We start from the raw sequence: 21,304 nt of genomic DNA, 5'->3' as shown, positions 1-21,304 counted from the left end.
GAAGCGAGCGGCCCGCGGGCCTACCCGAGTGTCAAGGGGCGTTAACCGGCGTAACGGGGCGTCACACAGTTGCGGGTGCCGTGATTCAGTGCGGCAGTCCGGCGGCGTCGGTGTAGCGGTCGATCACCAGGTCGACGATGGCCGACGGCGGCTCGTCGTCGCCGAGCAGCGGAGGCGCCACCCGGGCGGAGCCCGCCAGCCGGACCGCGAGATCGTGGAAGTATCCGGGCGCGATGAGGTAGTCGGCGACGACGACCGCGCCCGGCCCGTCGCCCGCGGCGTGCGCCGTCGCCACGGCGGCGTCGAGCCGGGGGTCGGCGGCGGCGAGGAAGCCGGTGGTCACCTCGCGTCCGAGCCGCTCGCCGAGCATGCGGGCGGTGACGCGGCAGTCCTCGTTCGCGCGGTCGTCGCTGGAGCCGGCGACGGCGAGCACCAGCTGGTCGGCCGGGCCGGGAGCCAGCGGCTCGAGACGCGCGAGGAGTGCGTCGACCAGTCGCGCGTCGGGCCCGAGCGCCGGGGCGATCACGACGCCTTCCCGCCCGGCGGTCTGCTGCTTCAGGTCGACGCGCACGTGGTACCCCGCCGACAGCAGCAGCGGCACGATCACGACGGGGGTGCCCGCGGGGATCCCGTCGAGGGATGCCGCGACATCCGGCTGCTGCACGTCCACATGGCCGAGCCGCACCGTGACGTCGGGCAGCCGCCGGGCGACCGCCGCCACGAGCGACTCGACGGCCGCCTGCCCGGCGGGCGACGACGTTCCGTGCGAGATGGCGAGCAGTGCGGGCGTGGGTGTCACGCGCCCCATTGTGCCCTCCCCGCGTGACGCGCGTGTGACGGGCGTGGGCGGTGCCCGGCGCTCGGCGTCGCGTGCCCGGCGCTCGGCGTCGCGTGCCCGGCGTACGGCTGCGGTGTCTGGGGTCTCCGGGCGGTGGAACTTGAGGTGAAACACCACGAACGCGTCGAGACACCACGCGCTGGCATGGTGTCTCGACGCGATTGCGGTGTTTCGGGGGTCAGTGGGTGGTGGAACGGATGCCGCGCCTCACGCGGCGTCGGCCGCCCGGCCCCGCGCGAACCCGGCGTCGAACCCGCGCTCGTACGCGCGCTGCGCGCGACCGCCGCTGTGGCGATGACCGCCGTGACCGCCGTGGCCGCCGTGACCGCCGTGGCCGTGGCCGCCGTGTCCCGCGTGACCCTGACGGGCGTGCGGGTGGTGGCCGTGGCATCCGTCGTCGAACGTGGCGTGGGGCTCGCCGCGCATCGGCTCGTCGAAGCGCTCGGCGGGGTGGCCGGGATGCCCGGGCGCGAACCCGCGGTGGAGGTTGGGACCGTAGCCGTCGTGGATGCCGGGCTCGAAGGGGCGGGGACGCCCGCCGAAACCGGGGCCGAATCCGCCCCCGAAGCCAGGGCCGCCGAAACGCCCGAAGCCGGGCCGCTCGAACCCCGGGCGGCCGAAGCCGCGCTCGCGGTGCGCCGCGCCCTCGTCCCAGCCCAGCTCGCGGGCGATCGCCTCGAGCGAGGCCGTCATCGCCGCGTACGCGTCGTCGCCGACCGCGCCGGTGACGCGGGAGCGGATGCCGTCGACGATCGCGCCGACGCGCTCCCGCTCCGCCCGGCCGAGGTCGGTCAGGCTCCAGGTGCCGTCGCCGTGCTCCTGCACCCAGCCGCGCTCCTCGAGCCCGCGCAGGCGCTTGCCCCGGCGGATCAGGCGCTCACGCACCTCGGGAGCGTCGACGTCGCCCGACAGCACGTTGAGCGCCATCCAGTCGCGGCGCGAGATGCCCTCGGCATCGAGCGCCGAGGCGAACTCGCGGTCGAGCAGCCCATCGACCACCCGCAGCCAATAGCCGAGGGGGCGACGGTCCGTCGAACCGGGGGAGTCGCTGTGGTCTTCGGGGTCGTTCTGTTCATTCTGGTCGTTCATGAGAAGTCCTTTCGGGGCGGATCGCGGCCGCCGCACGTTACATGTCGAAACGCATGTACATGCAGTGTGACATGCATTTGGGATACATGTCAAGACGCATGTAAATTGAGGGCATGCCGTCCACCCCCGACGACCCGTCCGACGCGATCGCCGCCGCACTGGCGCGACTGCGCGGTCGACGGATGCCACGACCGCCGTGGGCGGAGGGACCGCACGGCGGTCCGCACGCCCACGGGCACGACGCACCGCACGGCGCCCACGGGCACGACGCACCGCACGGCGCGCGCGGCCACAGGGAAGGCGCAGCTCCCGGCGACGGCCCGAACGGCTTCCCGGGTCGCGGCCCGTGGGGGCGCGGAGGGCCGGGCGGCCACGGCGCACCGCCCTGGCTCGGCCCCGGTCGCATCGGCGGACCGGCGCGCATGCGGATGCTGGAGACGCTGGCCGCGGCATCCCACCCTCTCTCGGTCGGCGAGATCGGCGACGCCGTCGGCGTGGACCAGCCGCGGGCGTCGCGGCTGGTGCAGCAGGCCGTGCAACTGGATCTGGTGCGGCGCGAGGCCGACCCCGACGACGCACGCCGCACCCGGGTGGCGCTCACAGACGCCGGCGCCCGGTTGGTGCGCGGCTTCCGGGGCGAGCGCCGGGAGGCGATGGATGCCGCGCTGGCGGCCTTCACCGACGAGGAGCGCGCCGAGCTCGCGCGCCTGCTGACCAAGCTCGCCGACTCCTGGCCTCGTCCTCAGAGCTGACCGGCCGGGGAGGGCGGCGCACCGTCGCCGCCCCTGCCGATCGCGCCCTCTCATCGCCACCGTGAAGAGGGTGACCGACGACGCCGGAGGTTCCGCGGCTCCTCCCACGCCGGGACTGACCCGGCGGCCGCCGGGGTCAGAAGCTCGTCACCAGGTCGCCGAGCACGGCTTCGAGCTTGGACGGGTCGGTCGCGTCGTAGTAGTGGGCTCCGGTGGCGCCGGAGATCGACTGCAGCGTCGCCACGTCGGCGTCCGCTCCGTACGCGAGCGTGAAGATCAGCACCGGCGTCTCGTGGTGCATGTCGGCCAGGTTCGCGAGCATCTGGTCGGCGCCGATCGTCGGCGCGTTCGGCGCGTCGTTCTCGCCGTCGCTGAGCAGGACGATCGCATTGATGCGATCGCTCGACCACGACGCGGCCTGCTGCGCCGCGAAGGCGTCCACCGCCTGGTAGAGGGGGGTGTCGCCCATCGACGAGAGGCCGCCGAGCGCGCCGAGGAAGGCATCGCGCGATCCGCCGATGTCGGCGACCGGTGACACCAGGCCGGGCACCATCGCGCCGTCGGGCGCCTGCGCGAAAGCGGCCAGCCCGACGTCGTCGCCGCTGGTGAAGTGTCCGAGCGCCGCGTCGATCGCCTTCCGCGCCTGGGTCAGCTTCGTGTCGGACGGCGAGATCGCCTCGTCCATCGACCCCGACACGTCCAGGAGGAACAGGACGTTCGCGCGCTTGCGCACCTCGGAGAACGACGCCTGCACGGCCGTCACGACGTCGGCGCCGGGGAACGCGAGCGTGCCCCGCTGCGCGACGTCGAGCCGGCCGACCTGCGCGACGCTCTCGTCGAGCATGCGGTTGAGGTCGCGGTAGCCCGCGGCGCGGGCGGCGGCCTGGCCCTGCGCGGTGTGCGCGAAGCGGATGAAGTCCGCCGCGGCCTCGGACTCCACCGGGTCGATCCACGCGCCCGTGAGTCGCACGGCGGGATTGTCGGCCGAGTAGAAGCCGTCCGCCGGATAGATCGGCACCAGCTGCTCGGCCGGCGGCTCGGCCTGCGTCCGGGTGACGCCGTCGCGGCTGGTGATGCCGCGGTTGTAGTCCCACACCGACTTCTCGTCGACGATCACGGCGGACAGGAAGTCGGCGGCGGAACCGGATGCCTCCGCCTGGCGCGCATGCCAGAGGAAGTGCTCGGGCGTGGCCATGTAGTGGCTCGTCGTCAGCTCGTTCTGGTGCACGGCTGCCTGCACGTCGGGGTCCTCGACTTGGGTCGCCGTCAGCGCGTCGAGGGAGCCGGCCGCGGTGCCGTACGAAGCGAACATGGCCGCCTCGCCCGACGTCGCCACCAGCGGGCTCGTCTTGCCCAGCTTGAACGCGCCCCACTCGGGGTGTCCGAGGCCGCTCCACAGATCCGCGTCGCCGGCGGACTCGAACACGGCGGACCACGTCGGAGCCTCGGCATCCCACCCGATCGCCTCGGCCAGGCCCTCGGGCATCGCCAGGACGATGTCGGAGATCGCCACGCTGCTGCCCTCCGCGCGCAGCGAGGTCGCTCCCTCCGCCTGGGCGACTTCGACCCACGTCGACGAATCGGGCAGCCACACGGCGGGCTTCTGGTCGTCGGAGAGGTTCGGGAAGCCCGCGGCCACCACGGCGGCTGCGACGCCGGACTTGTCCCTGCTGGTGGTCACGGTGACGCACGAGCCCGCCACGTTGCGCGGACTGCTGTTGTACGCGGCGGCGAGACTCTCGACCATCTGGGCGTTCTCGAACGACGACAGCACGTTCACCGTCGTGCAGGGCTCGGCGCCGGCCGCGGCGGCCGGCTCGTCCTGCGGGAACTCGATCAGCTCGACGGCGGCGTCCGCGGGTGCGGCGGGCGCCGGCTCCTCCGCGGCGGGACCCGGCTGAGTGAGATTGCTGACGATCGCGTAGGACACGGTGCTGATCGAGCCGACCAGCACCACGATGCCCACGACCGTCGTCCACATCAGCAACCGGCGGCGGCGGCGCCGGCGCCGGTCGCGGCGGTCGTCGATCGCCGACGGCTTCGTCGACGCGCCGACGGAGGGGGCGGCGGGTGCGGGCGTGGACCTGGCGGGCGCCGGGGTCGTCGACGGACTGGAGGACTGGCCGCGGCGTGGCCCGGGCGCGTCCTCAGTGCCGCGCATGCGATCGCGCATGGGCATCCTCGGAGGTGATGCGGACGTGCGGCCGGGCGGGGGGTCACCGGCCGGATAGTCCGGTCAGGCTAGAGCCTAACCCGAGCCCGCATGGGGGGCGAGGGCGAGAATGCCGGGAGATCACCGCGAAGCGGTGTTGAGCATGCCGATGAGCACCGCCGTCCACCACGCGGCCTGCGAGACGACCGCGCTCCACACGCACCACAGCTGGAGCCGCCTCGGGATCGCGCGGAACCGCGCCCCCTCCGGGAGACGTGCGAGCTCGGCGGTCAGCCGCGTCATCGCGACGCCGTTCATCGCCGCGACGAGCACGGCGACCATCTTGACGGTGGTGAGGGGATCGGACAGATCCGGCTGCAGGAAGGCCCCGGTCGCGAGCAGCCCGCCGATACCGAGCCACGCGAGGCCCGTCACGGTGCGCTCGACCCGCCGGAGGTCGGTGAGGACCGCGCGGCGCAGCATCCAGAGCAATCCGCTCATCTCGAGCAGCACCGCGGCTCCGAGCCCCACGATCACCGCCGCAAGGTGGCCGAAGAGCGCCGGCGTGCGCACCCAGACCGGCGGCGCGACGGTGGTGCCCACCCAGAGGGAGAACAGCAGCGCGATGATGACGCACCAGTACGCCACCGCCCGCCGGTGGCGCGCGGCTCGTCGTCGCTCGGTGAGGGGGATCGTCACGGTGCCTTCCGGGTAGGGCTGCGCTGCGAGTCGCGACGCCCCCCGGGTCGCACCGGTGACCAGGTCACCGCAAGCGAGGGTATCCGATCCTCGCGCCCCCGGTCGTCCCCGACCGGCCCGTCGGACTCATCGCCCGATGTCGCCCGGCCTGAGCTTCACCGGGATGAGCAGCAGCAGGCCCGCCACCAGCACGATGACGATCCCGAGGATCCCGTAGTGGGTCGCGCCGAATCCCGCGATGAACGCCGACCACAGCAGCGGCGAGAGGAAGCTCATCACGCGGCCGGTCGTGGCATAGAGGCCGAACACCTCGCCCTGCATGTCGCGCGGTGTGACGCGGGCCAGCAGCGACCGGCTCGACGCCTGCGCGGGCCCCACGGCGGCCGAGAGGATGATGCCGCCGATCCAGAACACCGGCTTGCCGCCCTCGCGGAGGAAGAAGACGAACAGAGCGCTCACGATGAGGATCGACAGCGCCGCGATGATGACGGCGCGGGCTCCGAACCGGTCGTCCAGGCGGCCGGCGACGATCGTCGAGACGCCGGCGACGAGGTTCAGCGCGATGCCGAAGGCGATGACCTCGGTGGCGCCGAAGCCGAACGACACCGCGGCGAGCACCCCGCCGAAGGCGAAGACGCCGGCGAGGCCGTCCCGGTACACCGCGCTGGCGATGAGGAACCAGAACGTGCTGCGGTGCTCGCGGAACAGCGCGATCACGTCCCGCACGAGGACCGCGTAGCTCTCGAAGAACCCCACGCGCCTGCGGTCGGGGCGAGGAGCCGACTCCGGCACGAGGAAGACGAACGGCAGCGCGAACACGACCGTCCACACGGCGGCGCCGACGGCGATGAGCCGGTACGCCAGGCCGTCCGACACGTCCAGGCCGAACCAGCCGACCGTGTTGAGCACGACCACGATCGCGAGGGCGAGGATGCCGCCGATGTAACCGAGACCCCAGCCCAGGCCGCTGACCCGGCCGATCGTCCTGGGCGTGGAGACCTGCACCAGCATCGCGTTGTAGTTGACGCCGGCGATCTCGGACGCCACCGAGCCGAGCGCGACGAGGATCGCGCCGAGCCAGAAGAACATCGTGTCGCTGTAGACGAAGAACAGGGCGAACTGCAGCAGCGCCAGTGCGGCGGTCGCGCCGACGACCCAGCGCTTCTTCGTCCCGGCCGCATCGGCGCGCTGACCGAGCACCGGGGCCAGGAGCAGGATCAGGATGCCGGCGGCGAAGGTCACCCACCCGTACCACTCCGACAGGTCCGCCAGGCCCGAGCAGTACTCGGTCGCCGCATCCGCCGCCCGCGAGCACACCAGCTCGCCGTCGGCGTTCTGACCGGCCACGCCCTCCGGCAGGAAGCTGTCGGACACCAGGTAGAGCGAGACGAAGACGAAGGTCAGGATGACCGAGTTGAACGGCTGCGTCGCCCAGTCCCACAGCGCCCAGGCGAACACCTGGCGCCGCGGCACCGGGGTGTCGTCGAGGCCGTCGGTGCTCAGCGCAGCGGTCGACAGTGCGTGCTCGTCGGCGGGACCGGGTTCGTCGGGTCCGGGGGCGGGGGAGCTCATGTCGGTCACGCTGGACCCCTTCGATGAACGGCTGGTGCGCATTCACCGTAGCGCCCGGGAGGCCGATGATGGTTTGCTTCGTCCATGACCGGGGAATCCGCCGCCGCGCCGCCGTTCAACAGGCGCCTCGCCCTCCTGCTCGCGATGGCGATGTTCGTGCTGGTGGTGGACACGTCGATCATGAACGTCTCCATCTCCGCCGTCGTGGCCGAACTCGACACGACGGCGAGCGGCGTCCAGGGCGCCATCGCACTCGAGGCGCTCGTGTCGGCCGCCTTCATCCTCATCGGCGGGAAGACCGGCGACCTCATCGGCCGCAAGCTCGCCTACATCCTGGGCCTCCTCGGGTACGCCGTGGGCGCCGTGGCGATGACCTTCGCCCAGAGTCTCACCGCCGTCATCATCTTCTGGGCGGTGATCGGCGGGATCGGGGCATCCCTCCTCCTGCCCTCCATGCAGTCGCTCATCCACGGCAACTTCGCCGGCGGCCACCAGAAGCGGGTCTACGCGCTCGTCGGGGCGTCGGCGGCGATCGCGGCGGCGGTCGGCCCGCTGCTCGGCGGATTCATCACGACGTTCTGGTCCTACCGGGTCGCGTTCGCGCTCGAGGCCGTCATCATCGGCGTCGTCCTGCTCGGCATCGGCCTCGTGAAGGACGTGAAGTACACCGGCGACCGGTCCATCGACCTCGTCGGCGCCGGGCTGTCGGTCGTCGGCATGGGCGGCGTCGTGCTCGGCATCCTGGTGTGGCAGGAGGGCGGCGGCTACGTCGGCCTGCTCATCGGGCTCGGCGTGGTGGCGCTCGGGGGACTGGCGTGGTGGCTGAACGCGCGCAAGAAGAAGGGCAAGCCGGTGCTGCTCGATCCGGCGCTGTTCTCGTCGAAGCCGTTCCGCACCGGGGTGAGCGGTCAGCTGCTGCAGCAGATCGCCCTCGGCGGCACGATGATCGTGCTGCCGCTCTATCTGCAGATGGTGCTCGAGTACGACGCGCTGCAGGCGGGCCTGTCGATCGCGCCGCTGTCGCTCAGCATGTTCGTCGTCGCGATATGGGTCGGCCGCCGCGGCAAGGGGCGGCCAGCCAACCTCATCCTCCTCGGGTTCTCGCTGGCCCTGGTCGGGCTCGTCGCGATCGTGCCGCTCGTCCCGATCGCCGACTCGGGGTGGTACCTCGCCGTTCCGCTCGTCATCGCCGGTTCGGGGCTCGGCCTGCTGGTCTCGCAGCTCAACAACTACACGCTCTCGCCGGTCTCCGACGAGCGGGTGAGCGAGGCGGCCGGCGTCAACTCGGCCGCGGGGTCGTTCGGGCTCTCGTTCGGCCTCGCGTTCGCCGGCGCGATCATGCTCGCCACGCTCGCGTCGACCTTCACGTCGATGGCGTACTCCAGCACCGTGCTCGACGCGCAGCAGCAGGAGCAGGTGGCGACCGTGCTGGAGGAGGACGCGCAGCTCATGTCCAACTCCGGCCTGGAAGAGCTCCTGGCCGACGAGCCGCCGGAGGCCGCCGACGAGGTGATCCGCATCAACACGGAGGCTCGCCACATCGCGCTCCAGGTCGCGCTGCTCATCCCGATCCTCGCGACCGTGCTGGGCGTGGTCAACGCGCTCCGCATGCGACGCCTGCCGGACCCGAAGCCGACGGGCGCCGAGACGCTCCTGGCCTGACGCGGTCCTGCGCCCGGCCTCCGCCGTGCGGGATCGTTCCCCGCGACCCCGGCCGCAGTGGAATCATGAGGGCATGTCCGTGCATGTGGAACGTGCAGAGCTGCCCGGAATCGGCGTGCGGCACGACCTCGAGACGAACGCCGGTCGCCGGCTTTCGGTCGTCACCTTCCGCGACGGCGGGCGCGAGCTCGCCATCGCCGACGAGCGAGATCCCGACCGTACTGCGCAGCGCGTCGCGATGACCGACGAGGAGGCCACCGCCCTGTCGGAGGTCCTCGGCGGTTCGGTGATCCTCACCCAGCTCGCTGGGCTGAGGGAGCAGATCGACGGGCTCTCGACGGCCAACATCACGCTGCGGGCCGATAGCCCCTTCGCCGGCCGCCGGCTCGGCGACACCCGGGCGCGCACCGTGACCCGGTGCTCGATCGTGGCGATCGTCCGGGGCGGCGGCGTGCTTCCGGCGCCCGGTCCGGCCGACCTCCTTCTGGTGGGCGACACGGTCGTCGCCGTCGGCACGCCCGACGGCCTCGAGCATCTCGCGCGCATCATCGACGGGGTGTGACATGGACGACGGAGCGCTCGTTCTCATCGAGATCGGCGCGCTCCTCCTCGGCATCGCCCTGCTCGGCCGGCTCGCGGGCAGGATCGGCATCTCTCCGATCCCGCTCATCCTCCTGGCGGGACTCGCGTTCGGAGAGGGAGGCCTCCTCCCGTTCAGCGCGGGCGAGGAGTTCATCGAGATCGGCGCCGAGATCGGCGTCATCCTCCTGCTCCTGCTGCTCGGGCTGGAGTACACCGCCGACGAGCTGTTCGGCAATCTCCGCCGCTCCCGCCATGCCGGCGTCCTGGACGCGGTGCTGGGCGCGGCGCCCGGGGCCCTCGCCGCGCTGATCCTCGGCTGGGGGCCGGTAGCCGCGCTCGCACTGGCGGGCATCACGTGGGTCTCGTCGTCGGGGGTGATCGCGCGGATGCTGCAGGACCTGGGTCGCCTCGCGAACCGCGAGACCCCCGTCGTGCTGTCGATCCTCGTCATCGAGGATCTCGCGATGGCGTTCTACCTGCCGATCCTCACGGCGGTGCTCATCGGCCTGGACCCGGGGGCGGCGGTCGTGACCGTCGTCGTCTCCCTCGCCACGGTGACCCTGATCCTGTACATCGCGCTGCGCCACGGCAAGGTCGTCTCGCGCCTGGTGTGGTCCCGCAACGCCGAGGTGCTGCTGCTCTCGGTGCTCGGGCTCACGCTCATCGTCGCGGGGCTCGCGGCCCAGGCGAACGTGTCGGCCGCGGTCGGGGCCTTCCTCGTCGGCATCGCGATCTCCGGGCCCGTCGCCGCCCACGCCCACCGGCTGCTGTCGCCGCTGCGGGACCTGTTCGCCTCGGTGTTCTTCCTGTTCTTCGGCCTGTCCACCGACCCGGCCGACCTCGTCGCCGTCCTCATCCCTGCGGCCCTGCTCGCGGTCGTGACGATGGCGACGAAGGTGCTGACCGGATACCGGGCGGCGCGGGCGGTGGGCATCGCCGAGGCCGGCCGATGGCGGGCGGGTTTCGCGCTGACCCCGCGCGGGGAGTTCTCGATCGTCATCGCGGGGCTCGCCGTCGGCGCCGGAGTCGACAGGTCGCTCGCTGCGTTCGCGACGGCCTACGTGCTGATCACGATGATCGCGGGCCCGCTCCTGGCGCGGCTCCCCGACGCCGGGTGGTTCGCGGCGTGGACGGGGCGCGTGCAGACGAACCGCCGGGCGTCCGGGGCGAGGGCATCCTGACCCGCGCACACCCCGATGCCGCGGGTGTCGGCGAGTGAACTTGAGTCCATCCGTATCAAGTTTGATTTGACGGATGCCGGCACCCGGCGTATGGTTGAGCCATCGCGACTCAACCCTCACGTTCGATGGGTCGAGGGTGCGAGAAGGCTTCCCGTAAACCCCGGGTGGCGGCATCCGTCTCCGCCCACACGAAGGAGAGAAACACATGGCACGTGCTGTTGGAATCGACCTCGGTACGACCAACTCGGTCGTGAGCGTCCTGGAGGGCGGCGAGCCCAAGGTCATCGCGAACGCCGAGGGCTTCCGCACGACCCCGTCGGTCGTCGCGTTCACCAAGGATGGCGAGGTGCTCGTCGGCGAGACCGCGAAGCGCCAGGCCGTCACCAACGTCGACCGCACCGTCTCGTCGGTCAAGCGCCACATGGGCACCGACTGGACGTTCGACGTCGACGGCAAGAAGTGGACGCCGCAGGAGATCTCCGCGCGCATCCTCCAGAAGCTCAAGCGCGACGCCGAGCAGTACCTGGGCGACACGGTGACGGATGCCGTCATCACGGTCCCCGCGTACTTCAACGACGCCGAGCGCCAGGCCACCAAGGAGGCCGGTGAGATCGCGGGCCTCAACGTCCTGCGCATCATCAACGAGCCCACCGCCGCGGCTCTCGCGTACGGCCTCGACAAGGGCAAGGAGGACGAGCTCATCCTCGTCTTCGACCTCGGTGGCGGTACCTTCGACGTCTCGCTCCTCGAGGTGGGCAAGGACGACGACTTCTCGACCATCCAGGTGCGCGCGACCGCCGGTGACAACCGCCTCGGCGGCGACGACTGGGACCAGCGTGTCGTCGACTACCTGATCAAGCAGTTCAAGGACACCACCGGCGTCGACGTCTCGGGCGACAAGATCGCGCTGCAGCGTCTCAAGGAGGCCGCCGAGCAGGCGAAGAAGGAGCTCTCCTCGTCGACGAGCACCTCCGTGAACCTGCCGTACCTCTCGCTCACGGACTCCGGCCCGGTGTCGCTCAGCGAGACGATCACGCGCGCGAAGTTCGAGGACCTCACCAAGGACCTGCTCGACCGCACCAAGAAGCCGTTCGAGGACGTCATCCGCGAGGCCGGCATCAAGGTCGGCGACATCGACCACGTCGTGCTCGTCGGCGGCTCGACCCGTATGCCCGCCGTGTCGGAGCTGGTCAAGAAGGAGACCGGCGGCCAGGAGCCCAACAAGGGCGTGAACCCGGACGAGGTCGTCGCCGTGGGCGCTGCCCTCCAGGCCGGCGTCCTCAAGGGCGAGCGCAAGGACGTCCTGCTCATCGACGTCACCCCCCTGAGCCTCGGCATCGAGACCAAGGGCGGCATCATGACCAAGCTCATCGAGCGCAACACCGCCATTCCGACCAAGCGCTCGGAGACCTTCACGACCGCCGACGACAACCAGCCGTCTGTCGCGATCCAGGTCTTCCAGGGCGAGCGCGAGTTCACCCGCGACAACAAGCCGCTGGGCACGTTCGAGCTGACCGGCATCGCGCCGGCGCCGCGCGGCGTCCCGCAGATCGAGGTCACCTTCGACATCGATGCGAACGGCATCGTCCACGTGTCGGCGAAGGACAAGGGCACCGGCAAGGAGCAGTCGATGACGATCACCGGCGGCTCGTCGCTGCCGAAGGACGACATCGAGCGGATGGTGCGCGAGGCCGAGGAGCACGCGGCCGAGGACAAGAAGCGTCGTGAGGCCGCCGAGATCCGCAACCAGGCCGAGACGCTGTCGTACTCGATCGAGAAGCTCATCAAGGAGAACGAGGAAAAGCTCCCGGCCGAGGTGAAGACCGAGGTGCAGGGCGACGTCGACGCGCTGAAGACCGCTCTGGCGGGCGAGGACGACGACGCCGTGAAGACCGCGTTCGACAAGCTCTCGCAGTCGCAGACGAAGCTGGGCGAGGCCATCTACGCCTCGAGCCAGGCCTCGCAGCCGACCGATGCCCCGACCGACGCGCCGGCCGGCGACCAGCAGGACCAGGCGACCTCCGATGAGGATGTCGTCGACGCCGAGGTCGTCGAAGACGAGGACGAGAAGAAGTAATCATGGCGAACAAGGACCACAATCCCGACCCGGTCGAAGAGCCGGAAGACGGCGGCGAGGTCCGGCCTGAGGGTGAGGGGCCGGAGGCGAACGCCTCCGGCCTCGCGCCGCAGGACGCGGGCGACGCCGACGGCGAAGAGCTGACCGTGGACGACATCCTGGGTGCGCAGCAGAACGCGGATGCCGCGGCCGAGGACGCCGTGATCGCCGACCTCGAGTCGCAGCTGCTGAACGACCTGAAGCGTTTGCAGGCGGAGTACGCCAACTACCGCCGCCGCACCGAGGAGCAGCGCGAGGTCGAGATCGAGCGCGCCAAGGGAGCGGTCGCGAAGGGCCTGCTGCCCGTGCTCGACGACCTCGACCGTGCCGAGAAGCACGGCGACCTCGAGGAGGGCTCGCCGTTCGCGGCGATCGCCGAGAAGCTCCGCGGCGTCGCCGAGCGGATCGGGCTCAGCACCTACGGTGCGTCCGGCGAGGTGTTCGACCCGCAGCAGCACGAGGCGATCTTCCAGGCGCCGACCCCGGGTGTGACCGAGACGACGATCCTCGAGGTCGTCGAGATCGGCTATCGGCTCGGCTCGGTGGAACTGCGTCCGGCGAAGGTCGTCGTCGCTGTGCCGGCCGAGTAGCACCGGAGAGGGGCATCCATGGCCAGTCAGGACTGGTTCGACAAGGACTTCTACTCGGTGCTCGGCGTCGCCAAGGACGTCAGCGAGGCGGACCTGAAGAAGACGTACCGCAAGCTCGCCCGCCGGTACCACCCCGACTCCAACCAGGGTGACGCGGCCGCCGAGGCGAAGTTCAAGGAGGTCAGCGAGGCGTACTCGGTGCTCTCCGACCCCGAGCAGCGCAAGGAGTACGACCAGATCCGCGCAATGGGCTCGGGTGCCCGCTTCACCGCGGGCGGCCAGGGCGGCGCCGGGGGCTTCGAGGATGTCTTCTCGATGTTCAACCAGGGCCGCGGTGCCCGGTACCAGTCAGCCGAGGACTTCGACGACATCTTCGCGATGTTCAATCAGCAGCAGCGCGGCACCGGGTTCGGCACGGGCCGGTTCGGGCAGCCGAGCGGGGGCTTCCGCGGCTACGGCGGCCCGACCCGGGGCGCCGACGTCACGGCGCGCACGACGATCGACTTCATCACGGCGACCAAGGGCGAGACGATCACGCTCCAGGGCGACGACGGCAAGCCCTTCAAGGTGAAGATCCCGGCCGGCGTGTCCGACGGGCAGAAGATCCGGCTCCGCGGCCGCGGCCGCCCGTCGCCCGACGGCGGCGAGCACGGCGACGTCGTGGTGCAGGTGGCCGTGCGGCCGCATCCGGTCTTCACGCGGGAGGGCCTGAACCTCCGGGTGGTCGTGCCGGTGACGTTCACCGAGGCGACGCTGGGTGCGACCATCGAGGTGCCGACCCTCGGCGGCGACCCGGTGCGGCTGCGCGTCGCGCCGGGCACCCCCTCCGGCCGCGTGCTGCGGGTGAAGGGTCGCGGAGTGCAGACGAGCAAGGGCACCGGCGATCTGCTCGCCGAGGTGCAGGTGGCCGTGCCGTCGCACCTCGACGACGCCGCCCGCGAGGCGCTCGAGCGGTTCCAGAGCCTGGAGCCGAAGGAGAACCCGCGCGCCGACCTCATGACGAAGGCGCGGGGCTGACATCCTCGTTTCGGGACGTGAGGAGGTGACGATGATGACCGAGAACGAGATCGACGAGGATGCCCCGATCTTCGCGATCGCCGTCGCCGCCGAGCTGTCGGGCATGCACCCGCAGACGCTCCGTCAGTACGACCGGCTGGGTCTGGTCGTGCCCGCCCGCACGCTGGGCGGCTCCCGGCGGTACTCACTGCGCCACGTGGAGCAGCTTCGCGAGGTCGCGCGCATGTCGTCCGACGGCATCGGCCTTCCGGCGATCATGCGCATCCTCGAGCTCGAGAACCGCGTGCAGGAGCTCCACGGCCGCGTGCGCGACCTCGAGGACCGCATGCGCGCCGAGCTCGAGAAGCGTCCGGGTGCGCGCGTCTTCGCGGCCGGCTCGACGGGCTCGGTGGTGACGCTGCGGCACGGCACCCGCGTGCGCCGGGCGACCGAGATCGTCGTGTGGCGCCCGCGCACACCGATCGCGCCGGCGACCGGCGATGCCGATCGGCCCGGCGGTCCGGCATCCTGAGCGGACGCCTCAGCGGCGGCTGGGGCGCAGCGCGCGCCAGATGATGAACGTGCCGGCGGCCACGATCGCCAGCGGCCAGGCCAGGTTCAGCACGAGAAGCCACTCCGACGCTCCCGCCAGCACGACGAGCGCGGCGATCGCGAGCGCCCCGGCAGGGATCAGCGCCCACCACCGGCGCGTCTGGCCGCCCGGCAGCAGCGCGACCAGTGCGAACGTCACGGCCGCGCCGGTCAGGAAGACGGCCCCGACGACGGGACCGCTCGCCGCCGCCGCGATGGCGGTGACGATCGAGAGCGTCAGCAGCACCCCGGCCGGGATGATCGCCCACCAGCGGCGGTGGTCTCGCAGGTAGATCGCCGCAAAGCCGACGCCGAGCAGGGCCAGCATCGGCACCTCGGTCCACTGGCCGAGTCCGTCGGGGTCGAGTTCCATCAGCGGTGTGACGGCGGCGCCGGCGAGCGCCGCACCGGGGATGGCGGCCCACCACGCGTCGGCGTCGGCGAAGAACACGTACCAGAACGCGCCGCTCACCACGGCCAGCACAGCGGCCCAGACGGGGCCGGGGATCGTCGCCCACCCGGCGGTCTGGATGAACAGCAGCACGCCGGCGACGAGGACGACCGCGCCGAGGGTGATCTGCACGGGCAGGCGCTTCATGATGTGCCTCACTTCCGGATCGAGCCCGCGAGGGCTCCACCGCACACGCTACGAGCGTGCGGGCACGCCCGGGTGAGCCGAAGGTCCCGTGGTGTCCGTGCGCCGGTGCAGCCGGTTACGCGGAAGCCACGGGTGCGACACCATGGGGGCATGGCGACCCTCGACGACGTGCGCGCCATCGCGCTCGACCTGCCGGACGTCGTCGAGCGCGTCGACGGGCACCGCGGCGGAGCGACCTGGCGCACACAGGCCGGCGCCTTCGTCTGGCAGCGCGGCCCGAGCCGGCGCGACCTCGAGCAGCTCGACGCGCTCGGCCGCAGCTGGCCGGCGGGCGACATCGTGGGCGTGCGCACCGACGGACTCCAGGTGAAAGAGGCGCTGCTCGAGACGTATCCCGACGCGTTCTTCACCATCCCGCACTTCGACGGCTTTCCCGCGGTGCTCGTGCGGCTCGACGCCGTCGCCGCCGATCACCTGCGCGAGGTGATCACCGACGCCTGGCTGCTCAAGGTCACCAAGCGCGTCGGACGGGAGTGGCTCGAGTCCCACCCGCCGTCCGCCTGACGCCGGGCAGGGAATCGGAGGTTCTCGGCGACACGCCGGGCCGAGGCATCCGTGCTCCGGCGTGTCTGCACAGACCTCCGACGCTGTGTCCGCACGCCGCAGCCAGGGCCGCGGTCAGACCGCGTCGACGTTGCGGTGCCGGCGGAAGAGCTCCCAGTCGGCGTGCGAGAGCGCGGCGTACGCGTACGCCCACTCCAGGATCGCCTCGCCGACGACCTTGCCGCGGCCGACGTATCCCGAGACCGTGGCCGCGTCGGGGGACTGGCCGTGCGCACGGGCGAGTGTCGCCGCGCACGCGTCGGCGTACCACCGGAAGGGGACGTCGTCGAGCGTGTCGATGTCGAAGCCGCCCTTCATGTCGTGGAACTGCCGCACGTAGAAGTCACGCTGGGCTCCCTCGGGCGACCGCCGCACGTGGCCGAGGAAGGGGTCTGAGACGGCCTGCAGGATGCGCTGCATCGCCACGACGCGGCCGCCCTCGCCGTGCTGCTCGATGTAGCGGGCCACCCCGGGCGGCTGCTCGATGCCGCCGTGCTCGATGAGGACGCTGCGACCGGCCTCCTTGCCCTGGAGGAGCAGCACCCCGTCGTCGCCGTCCTGCATCGACAGCAGGAAGCAGCGCGTGCCGACGCTGCCGACACCCACCACCCGCAGCGACACGTCCGAGAGCGAGTACTTCTGGAGGAGCGCGCGGATGTCGACGCTCACCGATTCGCGGAACTGGTCGAGCACGCTCAGCACGCGACCCTCCATGAGCGCGCCGACGTGCGTCATGGTGGGCGGTGACTCGACGAACACGACGCGCCCGGCCTCGTCGACCGTGGTGAGCTTGCGGGCGGCGCGCTTGCCGGTGCGCCGCTCGGCGTCGCGGACGGCGCCGGCGATGACGTCGCGGGTCTCGGCGTCCGCGGCCTCCTCGGCCGCGAGCGCATCGAACCGGTCGTAGTAGCGCTTCAGCGGGCTGCGCTTGGCGCCGGCGCGGAGCGACCGTGCGTAGGTGCGCACCGCCTCGAGCGCCGCGTCGCGGATCACCCGGTCGTCGCGCGACGTCGACTGGCCGGCGATGACGATGCTCGTGACGAGGCGCTTGAGGTCCCACTCCCAGGGCGCCCACGCGGCCTCGTCGAAGTCGTTCAGGTCGAACACGAGGGTGCGCTGCGGCGACCCGTACAGGCCGAAGTTGGCCACGTGCGCGTCGCCGCACGACCCGACGAGCAGATCGGTGCTCGGTGAGCGGCCGAGGTCTGCCGCCATGAGCGCCGCGGTGCCGCGATAGAACGCGAACGGGTTCGCCGCCATGCGCTCCGTGCGGATCGGGACCAGCTCGGGGACGCGCGTCTCGTCCTGCGCGTCGAGGATCCCCATCGGATCGCGCTCGCCGGTCGGCAGGACGGCCAGGGACTCGCGCGGCGTCCGCTCGCGCGCCGCACGGCCGTCGTCGAGGTGCTGCTGCAGCGATCGCGGGGCCGCCCAGCTCTGGGCGATCGGGCTCGTCTCGGTCAGTGACATGCGCTCAGTGTGGCATCACCGGACGCATGCGCGACAGGGAGCGCGGCCCGGCGCCCACGATGCGAGCGCGCCGTTCCCGCCGCGGTGCGAAGACCTCGGTACCCTGACGCCGTGACCCGCGCTGCGCCGCCCGCCCCGCCGGCACCCGTGCTGTCGCCGGGTGCGAGGGTGCTGATCGTGCTGGCGGCGTCCGTGATCGTGCTCGCGGGCGTGTACTTCGCGCGCGAGCTGGTCGGGCCGCTCGCTCTGGGCATCGTGCTCGTCGTGATCTGCGAGCCCGTCCGCCGCCCGCTCGATCGCCGCGGCTGGCCGCGGTGGGCGGGCACCACCGCGGTCATCCTCGTCGCCTACCTGGTGCTGGCGCTGATGGGACTGCTGCTGTGGGTGGCCGGCGCGGAGTTCGCGCAGCTCGTCAGGGACTACCTCGATCAGCTGCGTGGCGGCGTCGACGACTTCCGCGCCTGGCTCGCGTCGGCAGGGCTCGCCCAGGAGGCGACGGATGCCGCGGCCTCCGTCCTCGATCCGCAGGCGCTCGTGCAGCTCTTCTCGAGTTTCGGGGGGACGGTGCTCGCCGTCCTGACGGCGCTCTTCTTCGTCGTCTCGTACATCATCTTCACGGGGGCCGACGCGGCACGGTATCGCGACGCGGAGCGCGTGTTCGGCGCCGAGCGCCGACCGGTGCTCGCGCGGGTCCGGCGCCTGAACCGCGGCATCCGTCGCTACTACGTCGTGAACGCGTCGTTCGGCGCCGTCGTGGCGATCATCGACGGACTTGCCCTGTGGGCCTTGGGCGTGCCGGCGCCGATCGTGTGGGCGGTGCTGGCGTTCGTGACGAACTTCATCCCGAACATCGGCTTCGTCCTGGGCCTGATCCCGCCCGCGGTGCTCGCGTTCGTCGTGGGCGGCTGGCCGCTGCTGCTCGCGGTGATCGCGGTCTACAGCGTCGTCAACGTCGTGCTCCAGGTGCTCGTGCAGCCGAAGTTCGTCAGCGACGCCGTGGACCTCAGCCTCACGCTGAGCTTCTTCTCGGTGATCTTCTGGACCTTCGTCATCGGCCCGCTCGGCGCGATCCTGTCCATCCCGCTCACGCTCTTCGTCCGGGCGCTCGTCCTCGAGGGCGACCCCGGCTCGCTATGGTTGCGCTGGCTCTCCGGCGACCGCACCGCGACCCCCGCCGCCGCGGCGCGAGACGCCGCTTCTCCTTCCTGACCCGACCGCTCGCCCACCTCGCACCCGGAGGCAGTCATGACCCAGACCTCACTCGACTCGAAGGTCCCCGACGAGCCCGCGACGCGGCGCAGCCTCACCGCGACGCGGTTGCTCGACGCCTCCAGCGAGCGCTCGCTGGAATCCCTCGCCCTCGGCGTCGGCGCGCTCGCGTTCGTCGTCGTCGGGCTGGCCGCCCTCGCGGCGTTCGGGCTCCAGCCCGCGCCGATCGCCGGGCCCGGGTCTGCTGGACAGTTCGCCGCGATCGCCTCGGGCGTCACGGCGCTCGCCGCGGTGATCGCCGGCCGGTTCGCGGTCCACGTGCGCGACGGCCGCAGCCGGTTCGGCGTGCTGGACTACCTCGACGTCGCGGCCCTCGCCTTCGCGCACGGCGTCATCGCGCTCCTGGGCTGGACACTGCTGGCGGTCATCCTGGAGCAGGCGTTCATCGGCGCCCAGGTGTTCCCCGTGGCGGCGATCCTCCTCAGCGGTGCGGCGGCGGCGGCGAGCGGGTACGTCGCCTTCTACTCGGCGAGCCACATGGACCTGCAGCTGCTCGCCGCCGTCCTCGCCGTGTTCCTGGTGTTCGGAGTCCTCGCCAGCATGCTCACCGCCAGCGATCCGGACTGGTGGAAGGACAACCTGAGCGCCCTCGGCATGTCGTCGAACGTGTCGGCCTTCGCCTTCAACATCACGATCATCGTCGCCGGCTTCCTGGTGACGACGCTCGCGCGGTACTCCACGCGCGGCATCCCCACCGACAACCCGAAGGGCGTCGGGCGGGTTCGGGTCAGCCTGATCGTGGTCGGAGTGTTCCTCGGGCTGGTCGGGTTGTTCCCCGTCGACGATTTCTTCGCCCTGCACACCGGTGTCGCCTCCGGCATGGTCGTCGCGTACGGCGTGCTCGTCATCGGGCTGCCCCGATGGATCACCGGCATCCCGCGCGCGTTCGTGGTGCTCGGCTGGCTGTTCCTCGGGGTCACGCTCGTGCTGGCGGGGTTCTTCTTCGCCGGCTACTACACGCTCACGGCGGTGGAGCTGGTCGCCGGCATCCTGGTCTTCACGTGGATCGTGCTGTTCATCCGCAACGCCGCGGCCCTCGAGCAGGACTCGCGCGCGCCCGCAGCCGGCTGATCAGTCCCGGGTGGCCGACGTACCGTGCCCCGCCGATCGGCGTTCCCACGGCAGGGCGGCGGGCGACCGCTCGCGGGCGAGGTCCTCGGGCGTGATCAGCATCGGCCGCGCCCACGTGACCGCCAGCCACGCCGGCAGCACGATGATGCAGAGCATCGGCAGCACCGTGATGTCGTCCACCATCGCCACCGCCACGAACAGCGCGACCCAGCCGTCGCGGGCGATGGCGATCACCACGCCCAGCACGCCGCAGGCCACTGCGAGCGAGGGGGACATGCCCGGCACGAGTGCGCTGCCGAGGAGTCCCGCCGCCACTCCGAGGAAGACCGCGGGGAAGATCCGCCCGCCGCGGAAGCCGGCGGATGCCGCGACGACGAGCGCCGCCAGCTTCACGAGCAGGATCAGCACGAGCTGTGCCGGTGGGTGGTCGCCCGGGTCGGCGAGAAGCTCGGCGCTCTGATCCAGCCCCTTGAACAGGGTGAGGGGTCCGCCGATCGCGCCGAGGGCGCCCAGTACGATGCCCCCGGCGACGGTGAAGAGGAGCGGATGCCGCAGGGCGTGGAAGGCGCGGTGCACGAGGGGGAAGAGGTAGACGCCGACCAGCGCGAACGCGGCGGCCGCGCACGCGATGAGCGCGCCGCGGAGCAGATCGAGCGGCTGCGGTGTGCCGTAGGGCGCGAACGGCGCCGCCGCGCCGAAGCCGCCGCCGAGCACGAAGGTGGTGACCGAACCCGCTCCTGCGGCGACGAGCGGCAGGAACAGCTTGTCCCACAGCGACCCGCCCAACTCGAACCCGCCCACCATGCCGGTGAACACGAGGGCGGCGGCCACCGGCGTGCCGAACAGGGCGCCGATCGTCGCCGAGATCGCCAGCGCCCCCACGAGCGGCGCCGGCACCGCGCGCGCGATGCGGGCGACGAGGGCCACCGCCAGCGAGACGTTCACCGCGATGATCGGGTTCTCGGGCCCGAGGCTCACCCCTCCGGCGAGGCTCAGGATGAGCACCACCGCGAGCCCGGGGAGGGCGGACAGCGGAATCGGTGTCGCGGCCAGCTCGGTGGTGGCTGAGTCGGGCCCCGCATGCCCGGGCACGAGCCACACCACCATCCCCACCGCGACGCCGGTGGCGGTGAGGACGGCGAAGATCCACCACCCCGAGTCCGGGTCGATGCCGAGGGAGCCCGGGATGCTCGTCCACAGCACATCCTCGAGCCGGTCGGCGATCTCCTCGAGCACCCGGAGCGTGAGCGCCGACAGCACGCCGATGAGGATCGCGGGGATGGACAGCAGCACGAGGCGGCGGACGGTGAGCCGCGGCGCCGGTGCTGCGGCCGGCTCCGGCGAGGGCGCGGTGGGGCCCGACATGGCCACACCCTAGCGGCCGGGACGCGCGCATCGCGAGCGATGCGCGGTGCGATCCCGGCGCGCGGGCGCGCCTGCGGGCCGTCGCGCGGCCCCATGCGCCATGATTCG

At 71.9% G+C, this 21,304-nt stretch carries 19 protein-coding genes; 11 read left to right on the top strand and 8 right to left on the bottom strand.

Annotation, left to right across the window (positions count from 1 at the left end; translation table 11 throughout):
- Positions 1-85 precede the first annotated feature (85 nt).
- Together ACFRAL_RS01575 and ACFRAL_RS01570 are read right to left on the bottom strand one after the other, a co-directional pair.
- On the bottom strand, positions 86-808 hold the full coding sequence (locus tag ACFRAL_RS01575; RefSeq protein ID WP_378879002.1) for a sirohydrochlorin chelatase: 723 nt from the start codon (positions 806-808) through the stop codon (positions 86-88).
- Positions 809-1,045: 237 nt separating this feature from the next.
- Complete coding sequence (locus ACFRAL_RS01570) at positions 1,046-1,927, bottom strand: MarR family winged helix-turn-helix transcriptional regulator (RefSeq protein ID WP_378879000.1); 882 nt, start codon at positions 1,925-1,927, stop codon at positions 1,046-1,048.
- Positions 1,928-2,040: 113 nt separating this feature from the next.
- Here ACFRAL_RS01570 and ACFRAL_RS01565 point away from each other — a divergent pair, with 113 nt between their 5' ends.
- Positions 2,041-2,679, top strand: coding sequence for a MarR family winged helix-turn-helix transcriptional regulator (locus ACFRAL_RS01565; RefSeq protein ID WP_378878998.1), 639 nt, complete (start codon positions 2,041-2,043; stop codon positions 2,677-2,679).
- Positions 2,680-2,815: 136 nt separating this feature from the next.
- On the opposite strand, the gene ACFRAL_RS01560 is transcribed toward ACFRAL_RS01565, so the two are convergent.
- The 3 genes from ACFRAL_RS01560 to ACFRAL_RS01550 form a co-directional block, all read right to left on the bottom strand.
- The gene (locus ACFRAL_RS01560) at positions 2,816-4,852 is read right to left on the bottom strand and encodes a substrate-binding domain-containing protein (protein ID WP_378878995.1); all 2,037 of its coding nucleotides are present in this window, start codon (positions 4,850-4,852) and stop codon (positions 2,816-2,818) included.
- Positions 4,853-4,972: 120 nt separating this feature from the next.
- Positions 4,973-5,530 carry a hypothetical protein gene (locus tag ACFRAL_RS01555; protein WP_378878992.1) on the bottom strand — a complete coding sequence of 186 codons (558 nt, stop codon included), beginning with the start codon at positions 5,528-5,530 and terminating at the stop codon, positions 4,973-4,975.
- A gap of 126 nt (positions 5,531-5,656) precedes the next feature.
- Positions 5,657-7,102: an MFS transporter gene (locus ACFRAL_RS01550; RefSeq protein ID WP_378880205.1), complete on the bottom strand. Its 1,446-nt coding sequence runs from the start codon at positions 7,100-7,102 to the stop codon at positions 5,657-5,659.
- Positions 7,103-7,186: 84 nt separating this feature from the next.
- On the opposite strand from ACFRAL_RS01550, the gene ACFRAL_RS01545 reads away from it, so the two are divergent.
- From ACFRAL_RS01545 to ACFRAL_RS01515, 7 genes are all read left to right on the top strand, one after another.
- Positions 7,187-8,764: an MFS transporter gene (locus tag ACFRAL_RS01545; RefSeq protein ID WP_378878989.1), complete on the top strand. Its 1,578-nt coding sequence runs from the start codon at positions 7,187-7,189 to the stop codon at positions 8,762-8,764.
- Between the two features lie 73 nt (positions 8,765-8,837).
- Complete coding sequence (locus tag ACFRAL_RS01540) at positions 8,838-9,326, top strand: cation:proton antiporter regulatory subunit (RefSeq protein ID WP_378878986.1); 489 nt, start codon at positions 8,838-8,840, stop codon at positions 9,324-9,326.
- A 1-nt stretch (position 9,327) separates the two neighbouring features.
- Positions 9,328-10,527: a cation:proton antiporter gene (locus ACFRAL_RS01535; RefSeq protein WP_378878984.1), complete on the top strand. Its 1,200-nt coding sequence runs from the start codon at positions 9,328-9,330 to the stop codon at positions 10,525-10,527.
- A 205-nt stretch (positions 10,528-10,732) separates the two neighbouring features.
- Positions 10,733-12,604, top strand: a complete 1,872-nt coding sequence (gene dnaK, locus ACFRAL_RS01530; protein WP_378878981.1) for a molecular chaperone DnaK — start codon at positions 10,733-10,735, stop codon at positions 12,602-12,604.
- A gap of 2 nt (positions 12,605-12,606) precedes the next feature.
- Positions 12,607-13,233, top strand: coding sequence for a nucleotide exchange factor GrpE (locus ACFRAL_RS01525; RefSeq protein WP_378878978.1), 627 nt, complete (start codon positions 12,607-12,609; stop codon positions 13,231-13,233).
- 18 nt (positions 13,234-13,251) lie between these two features.
- Positions 13,252-14,250, top strand: a complete 999-nt coding sequence (locus ACFRAL_RS01520) for a DnaJ C-terminal domain-containing protein (RefSeq protein ID WP_336394159.1) — start codon at positions 13,252-13,254, stop codon at positions 14,248-14,250.
- Positions 14,251-14,281: 31 nt separating this feature from the next.
- Positions 14,282-14,761, top strand: a complete 480-nt coding sequence (locus ACFRAL_RS01515; protein WP_378878974.1) for a heat shock protein transcriptional repressor HspR — start codon at positions 14,282-14,284, stop codon at positions 14,759-14,761.
- Between the two features lie 9 nt (positions 14,762-14,770).
- On the opposite strand, the gene ACFRAL_RS01510 is transcribed toward ACFRAL_RS01515, so the two are convergent.
- Positions 14,771-15,418, bottom strand: a complete 648-nt coding sequence (locus ACFRAL_RS01510; RefSeq protein ID WP_378878971.1) for a hypothetical protein — start codon at positions 15,416-15,418, stop codon at positions 14,771-14,773.
- A 150-nt stretch (positions 15,419-15,568) separates the two neighbouring features.
- Between ACFRAL_RS01510 and ACFRAL_RS01505 the strand changes: the two genes are divergently transcribed.
- Positions 15,569-15,982, top strand: a complete 414-nt coding sequence (locus ACFRAL_RS01505) for an MmcQ/YjbR family DNA-binding protein (protein ID WP_378878969.1) — start codon at positions 15,569-15,571, stop codon at positions 15,980-15,982.
- A gap of 114 nt (positions 15,983-16,096) precedes the next feature.
- On the opposite strand, the gene ACFRAL_RS01500 is transcribed toward ACFRAL_RS01505, so the two are convergent.
- Positions 16,097-17,491 carry a DUF2252 domain-containing protein gene (locus tag ACFRAL_RS01500; RefSeq protein WP_378878966.1) on the bottom strand — a complete coding sequence of 465 codons (1,395 nt, stop codon included), beginning with the start codon at positions 17,489-17,491 and terminating at the stop codon, positions 16,097-16,099.
- 111 nt (positions 17,492-17,602) lie between these two features.
- On the opposite strand from ACFRAL_RS01500, the gene ACFRAL_RS01495 reads away from it, so the two are divergent.
- Together ACFRAL_RS01495 and ACFRAL_RS01490 are read left to right on the top strand one after the other, a co-directional pair.
- Entirely contained in the window at positions 17,603-18,700 is a 1,098-nt protein-coding gene (locus ACFRAL_RS01495) for an AI-2E family transporter (protein WP_378878964.1), read from the top strand.
- A gap of 36 nt (positions 18,701-18,736) precedes the next feature.
- A complete protein-coding gene (locus ACFRAL_RS01490; protein WP_378878962.1) occupies positions 18,737-19,831 on the top strand; it encodes a DUF998 domain-containing protein in 1,095 nt (364 codons plus the stop codon).
- Here the strand turns inward: ACFRAL_RS01490 and ACFRAL_RS01485 are convergent, their stop codons facing one another.
- Positions 19,832-21,196 carry an ion channel protein gene (locus tag ACFRAL_RS01485; protein WP_378878959.1) on the bottom strand — a complete coding sequence of 455 codons (1,365 nt, stop codon included), beginning with the start codon at positions 21,194-21,196 and terminating at the stop codon, positions 19,832-19,834. It abuts the gene before it with no gap.
- Between the last annotated feature and the right edge of the window lie 108 nt (positions 21,197-21,304).

It is taken from the genome of Microbacterium sp. NPDC056736 (assembly GCF_042790415.1).
Lineage (GTDB): Bacteria > Actinomycetota > Actinomycetes > Actinomycetales > Microbacteriaceae > Microbacterium.
This window is presented reverse-complemented; position numbering and strand designations above follow the sequence as displayed.

Excerpts from the sequence above, each read along its gene's own strand:
- ACFRAL_RS01545 (WP_378878989.1), top strand. The coding sequence starts at position 7,187 with ATGACCGGGGAATCCGCCGCCGCGCCGCCGTTCAACAGGCGCCTCGCC.
- ACFRAL_RS01540 (WP_378878986.1), top strand. The coding sequence starts at position 8,838 with ATGTCCGTGCATGTGGAACGTGCAGAGCTGCCCGGAATCGGCGTGCGG.
- ACFRAL_RS01575 (WP_378879002.1), bottom strand. The coding sequence starts at position 808 with ATGGGGCGCGTGACACCCACGCCCGCACTGCTCGCCATCTCGCACGGA.
- ACFRAL_RS01525 (WP_378878978.1), top strand. The coding sequence starts at position 12,607 with ATGGCGAACAAGGACCACAATCCCGACCCGGTCGAAGAGCCGGAAGAC.
- ACFRAL_RS01550 (WP_378880205.1), bottom strand. The coding sequence starts at position 7,102 with ATGAGCTCCCCCGCCCCCGGACCCGACGAACCCGGTCCCGCCGACGAG.
- ACFRAL_RS01490 (WP_378878962.1), top strand. The coding sequence starts at position 18,737 with ATGACCCAGACCTCACTCGACTCGAAGGTCCCCGACGAGCCCGCGACG.
- ACFRAL_RS01560 (WP_378878995.1), bottom strand. The coding sequence starts at position 4,852 with ATGCGCGATCGCATGCGCGGCACTGAGGACGCGCCCGGGCCACGCCGC.
- ACFRAL_RS01565 (WP_378878998.1), top strand. The coding sequence starts at position 2,041 with ATGCCGTCCACCCCCGACGACCCGTCCGACGCGATCGCCGCCGCACTG.
- ACFRAL_RS01515 (WP_378878974.1), top strand. The coding sequence starts at position 14,282 with ATGATGACCGAGAACGAGATCGACGAGGATGCCCCGATCTTCGCGATC.
- ACFRAL_RS01510 (WP_378878971.1), bottom strand. The coding sequence starts at position 15,418 with ATGAAGCGCCTGCCCGTGCAGATCACCCTCGGCGCGGTCGTCCTCGTC.
- dnaK (WP_378878981.1), top strand. The coding sequence starts at position 10,733 with ATGGCACGTGCTGTTGGAATCGACCTCGGTACGACCAACTCGGTCGTG.
- ACFRAL_RS01520 (WP_336394159.1), top strand. The coding sequence starts at position 13,252 with ATGGCCAGTCAGGACTGGTTCGACAAGGACTTCTACTCGGTGCTCGGC.
- ACFRAL_RS01500 (WP_378878966.1), bottom strand. The coding sequence starts at position 17,491 with ATGTCACTGACCGAGACGAGCCCGATCGCCCAGAGCTGGGCGGCCCCG.
- ACFRAL_RS01485 (WP_378878959.1), bottom strand. The coding sequence starts at position 21,196 with ATGTCGGGCCCCACCGCGCCCTCGCCGGAGCCGGCCGCAGCACCGGCG.
- ACFRAL_RS01535 (WP_378878984.1), top strand. The coding sequence starts at position 9,328 with ATGGACGACGGAGCGCTCGTTCTCATCGAGATCGGCGCGCTCCTCCTC.
- ACFRAL_RS01505 (WP_378878969.1), top strand. The coding sequence starts at position 15,569 with ATGGCGACCCTCGACGACGTGCGCGCCATCGCGCTCGACCTGCCGGAC.
- ACFRAL_RS01570 (WP_378879000.1), bottom strand. The coding sequence starts at position 1,927 with ATGAACGACCAGAATGAACAGAACGACCCCGAAGACCACAGCGACTCC.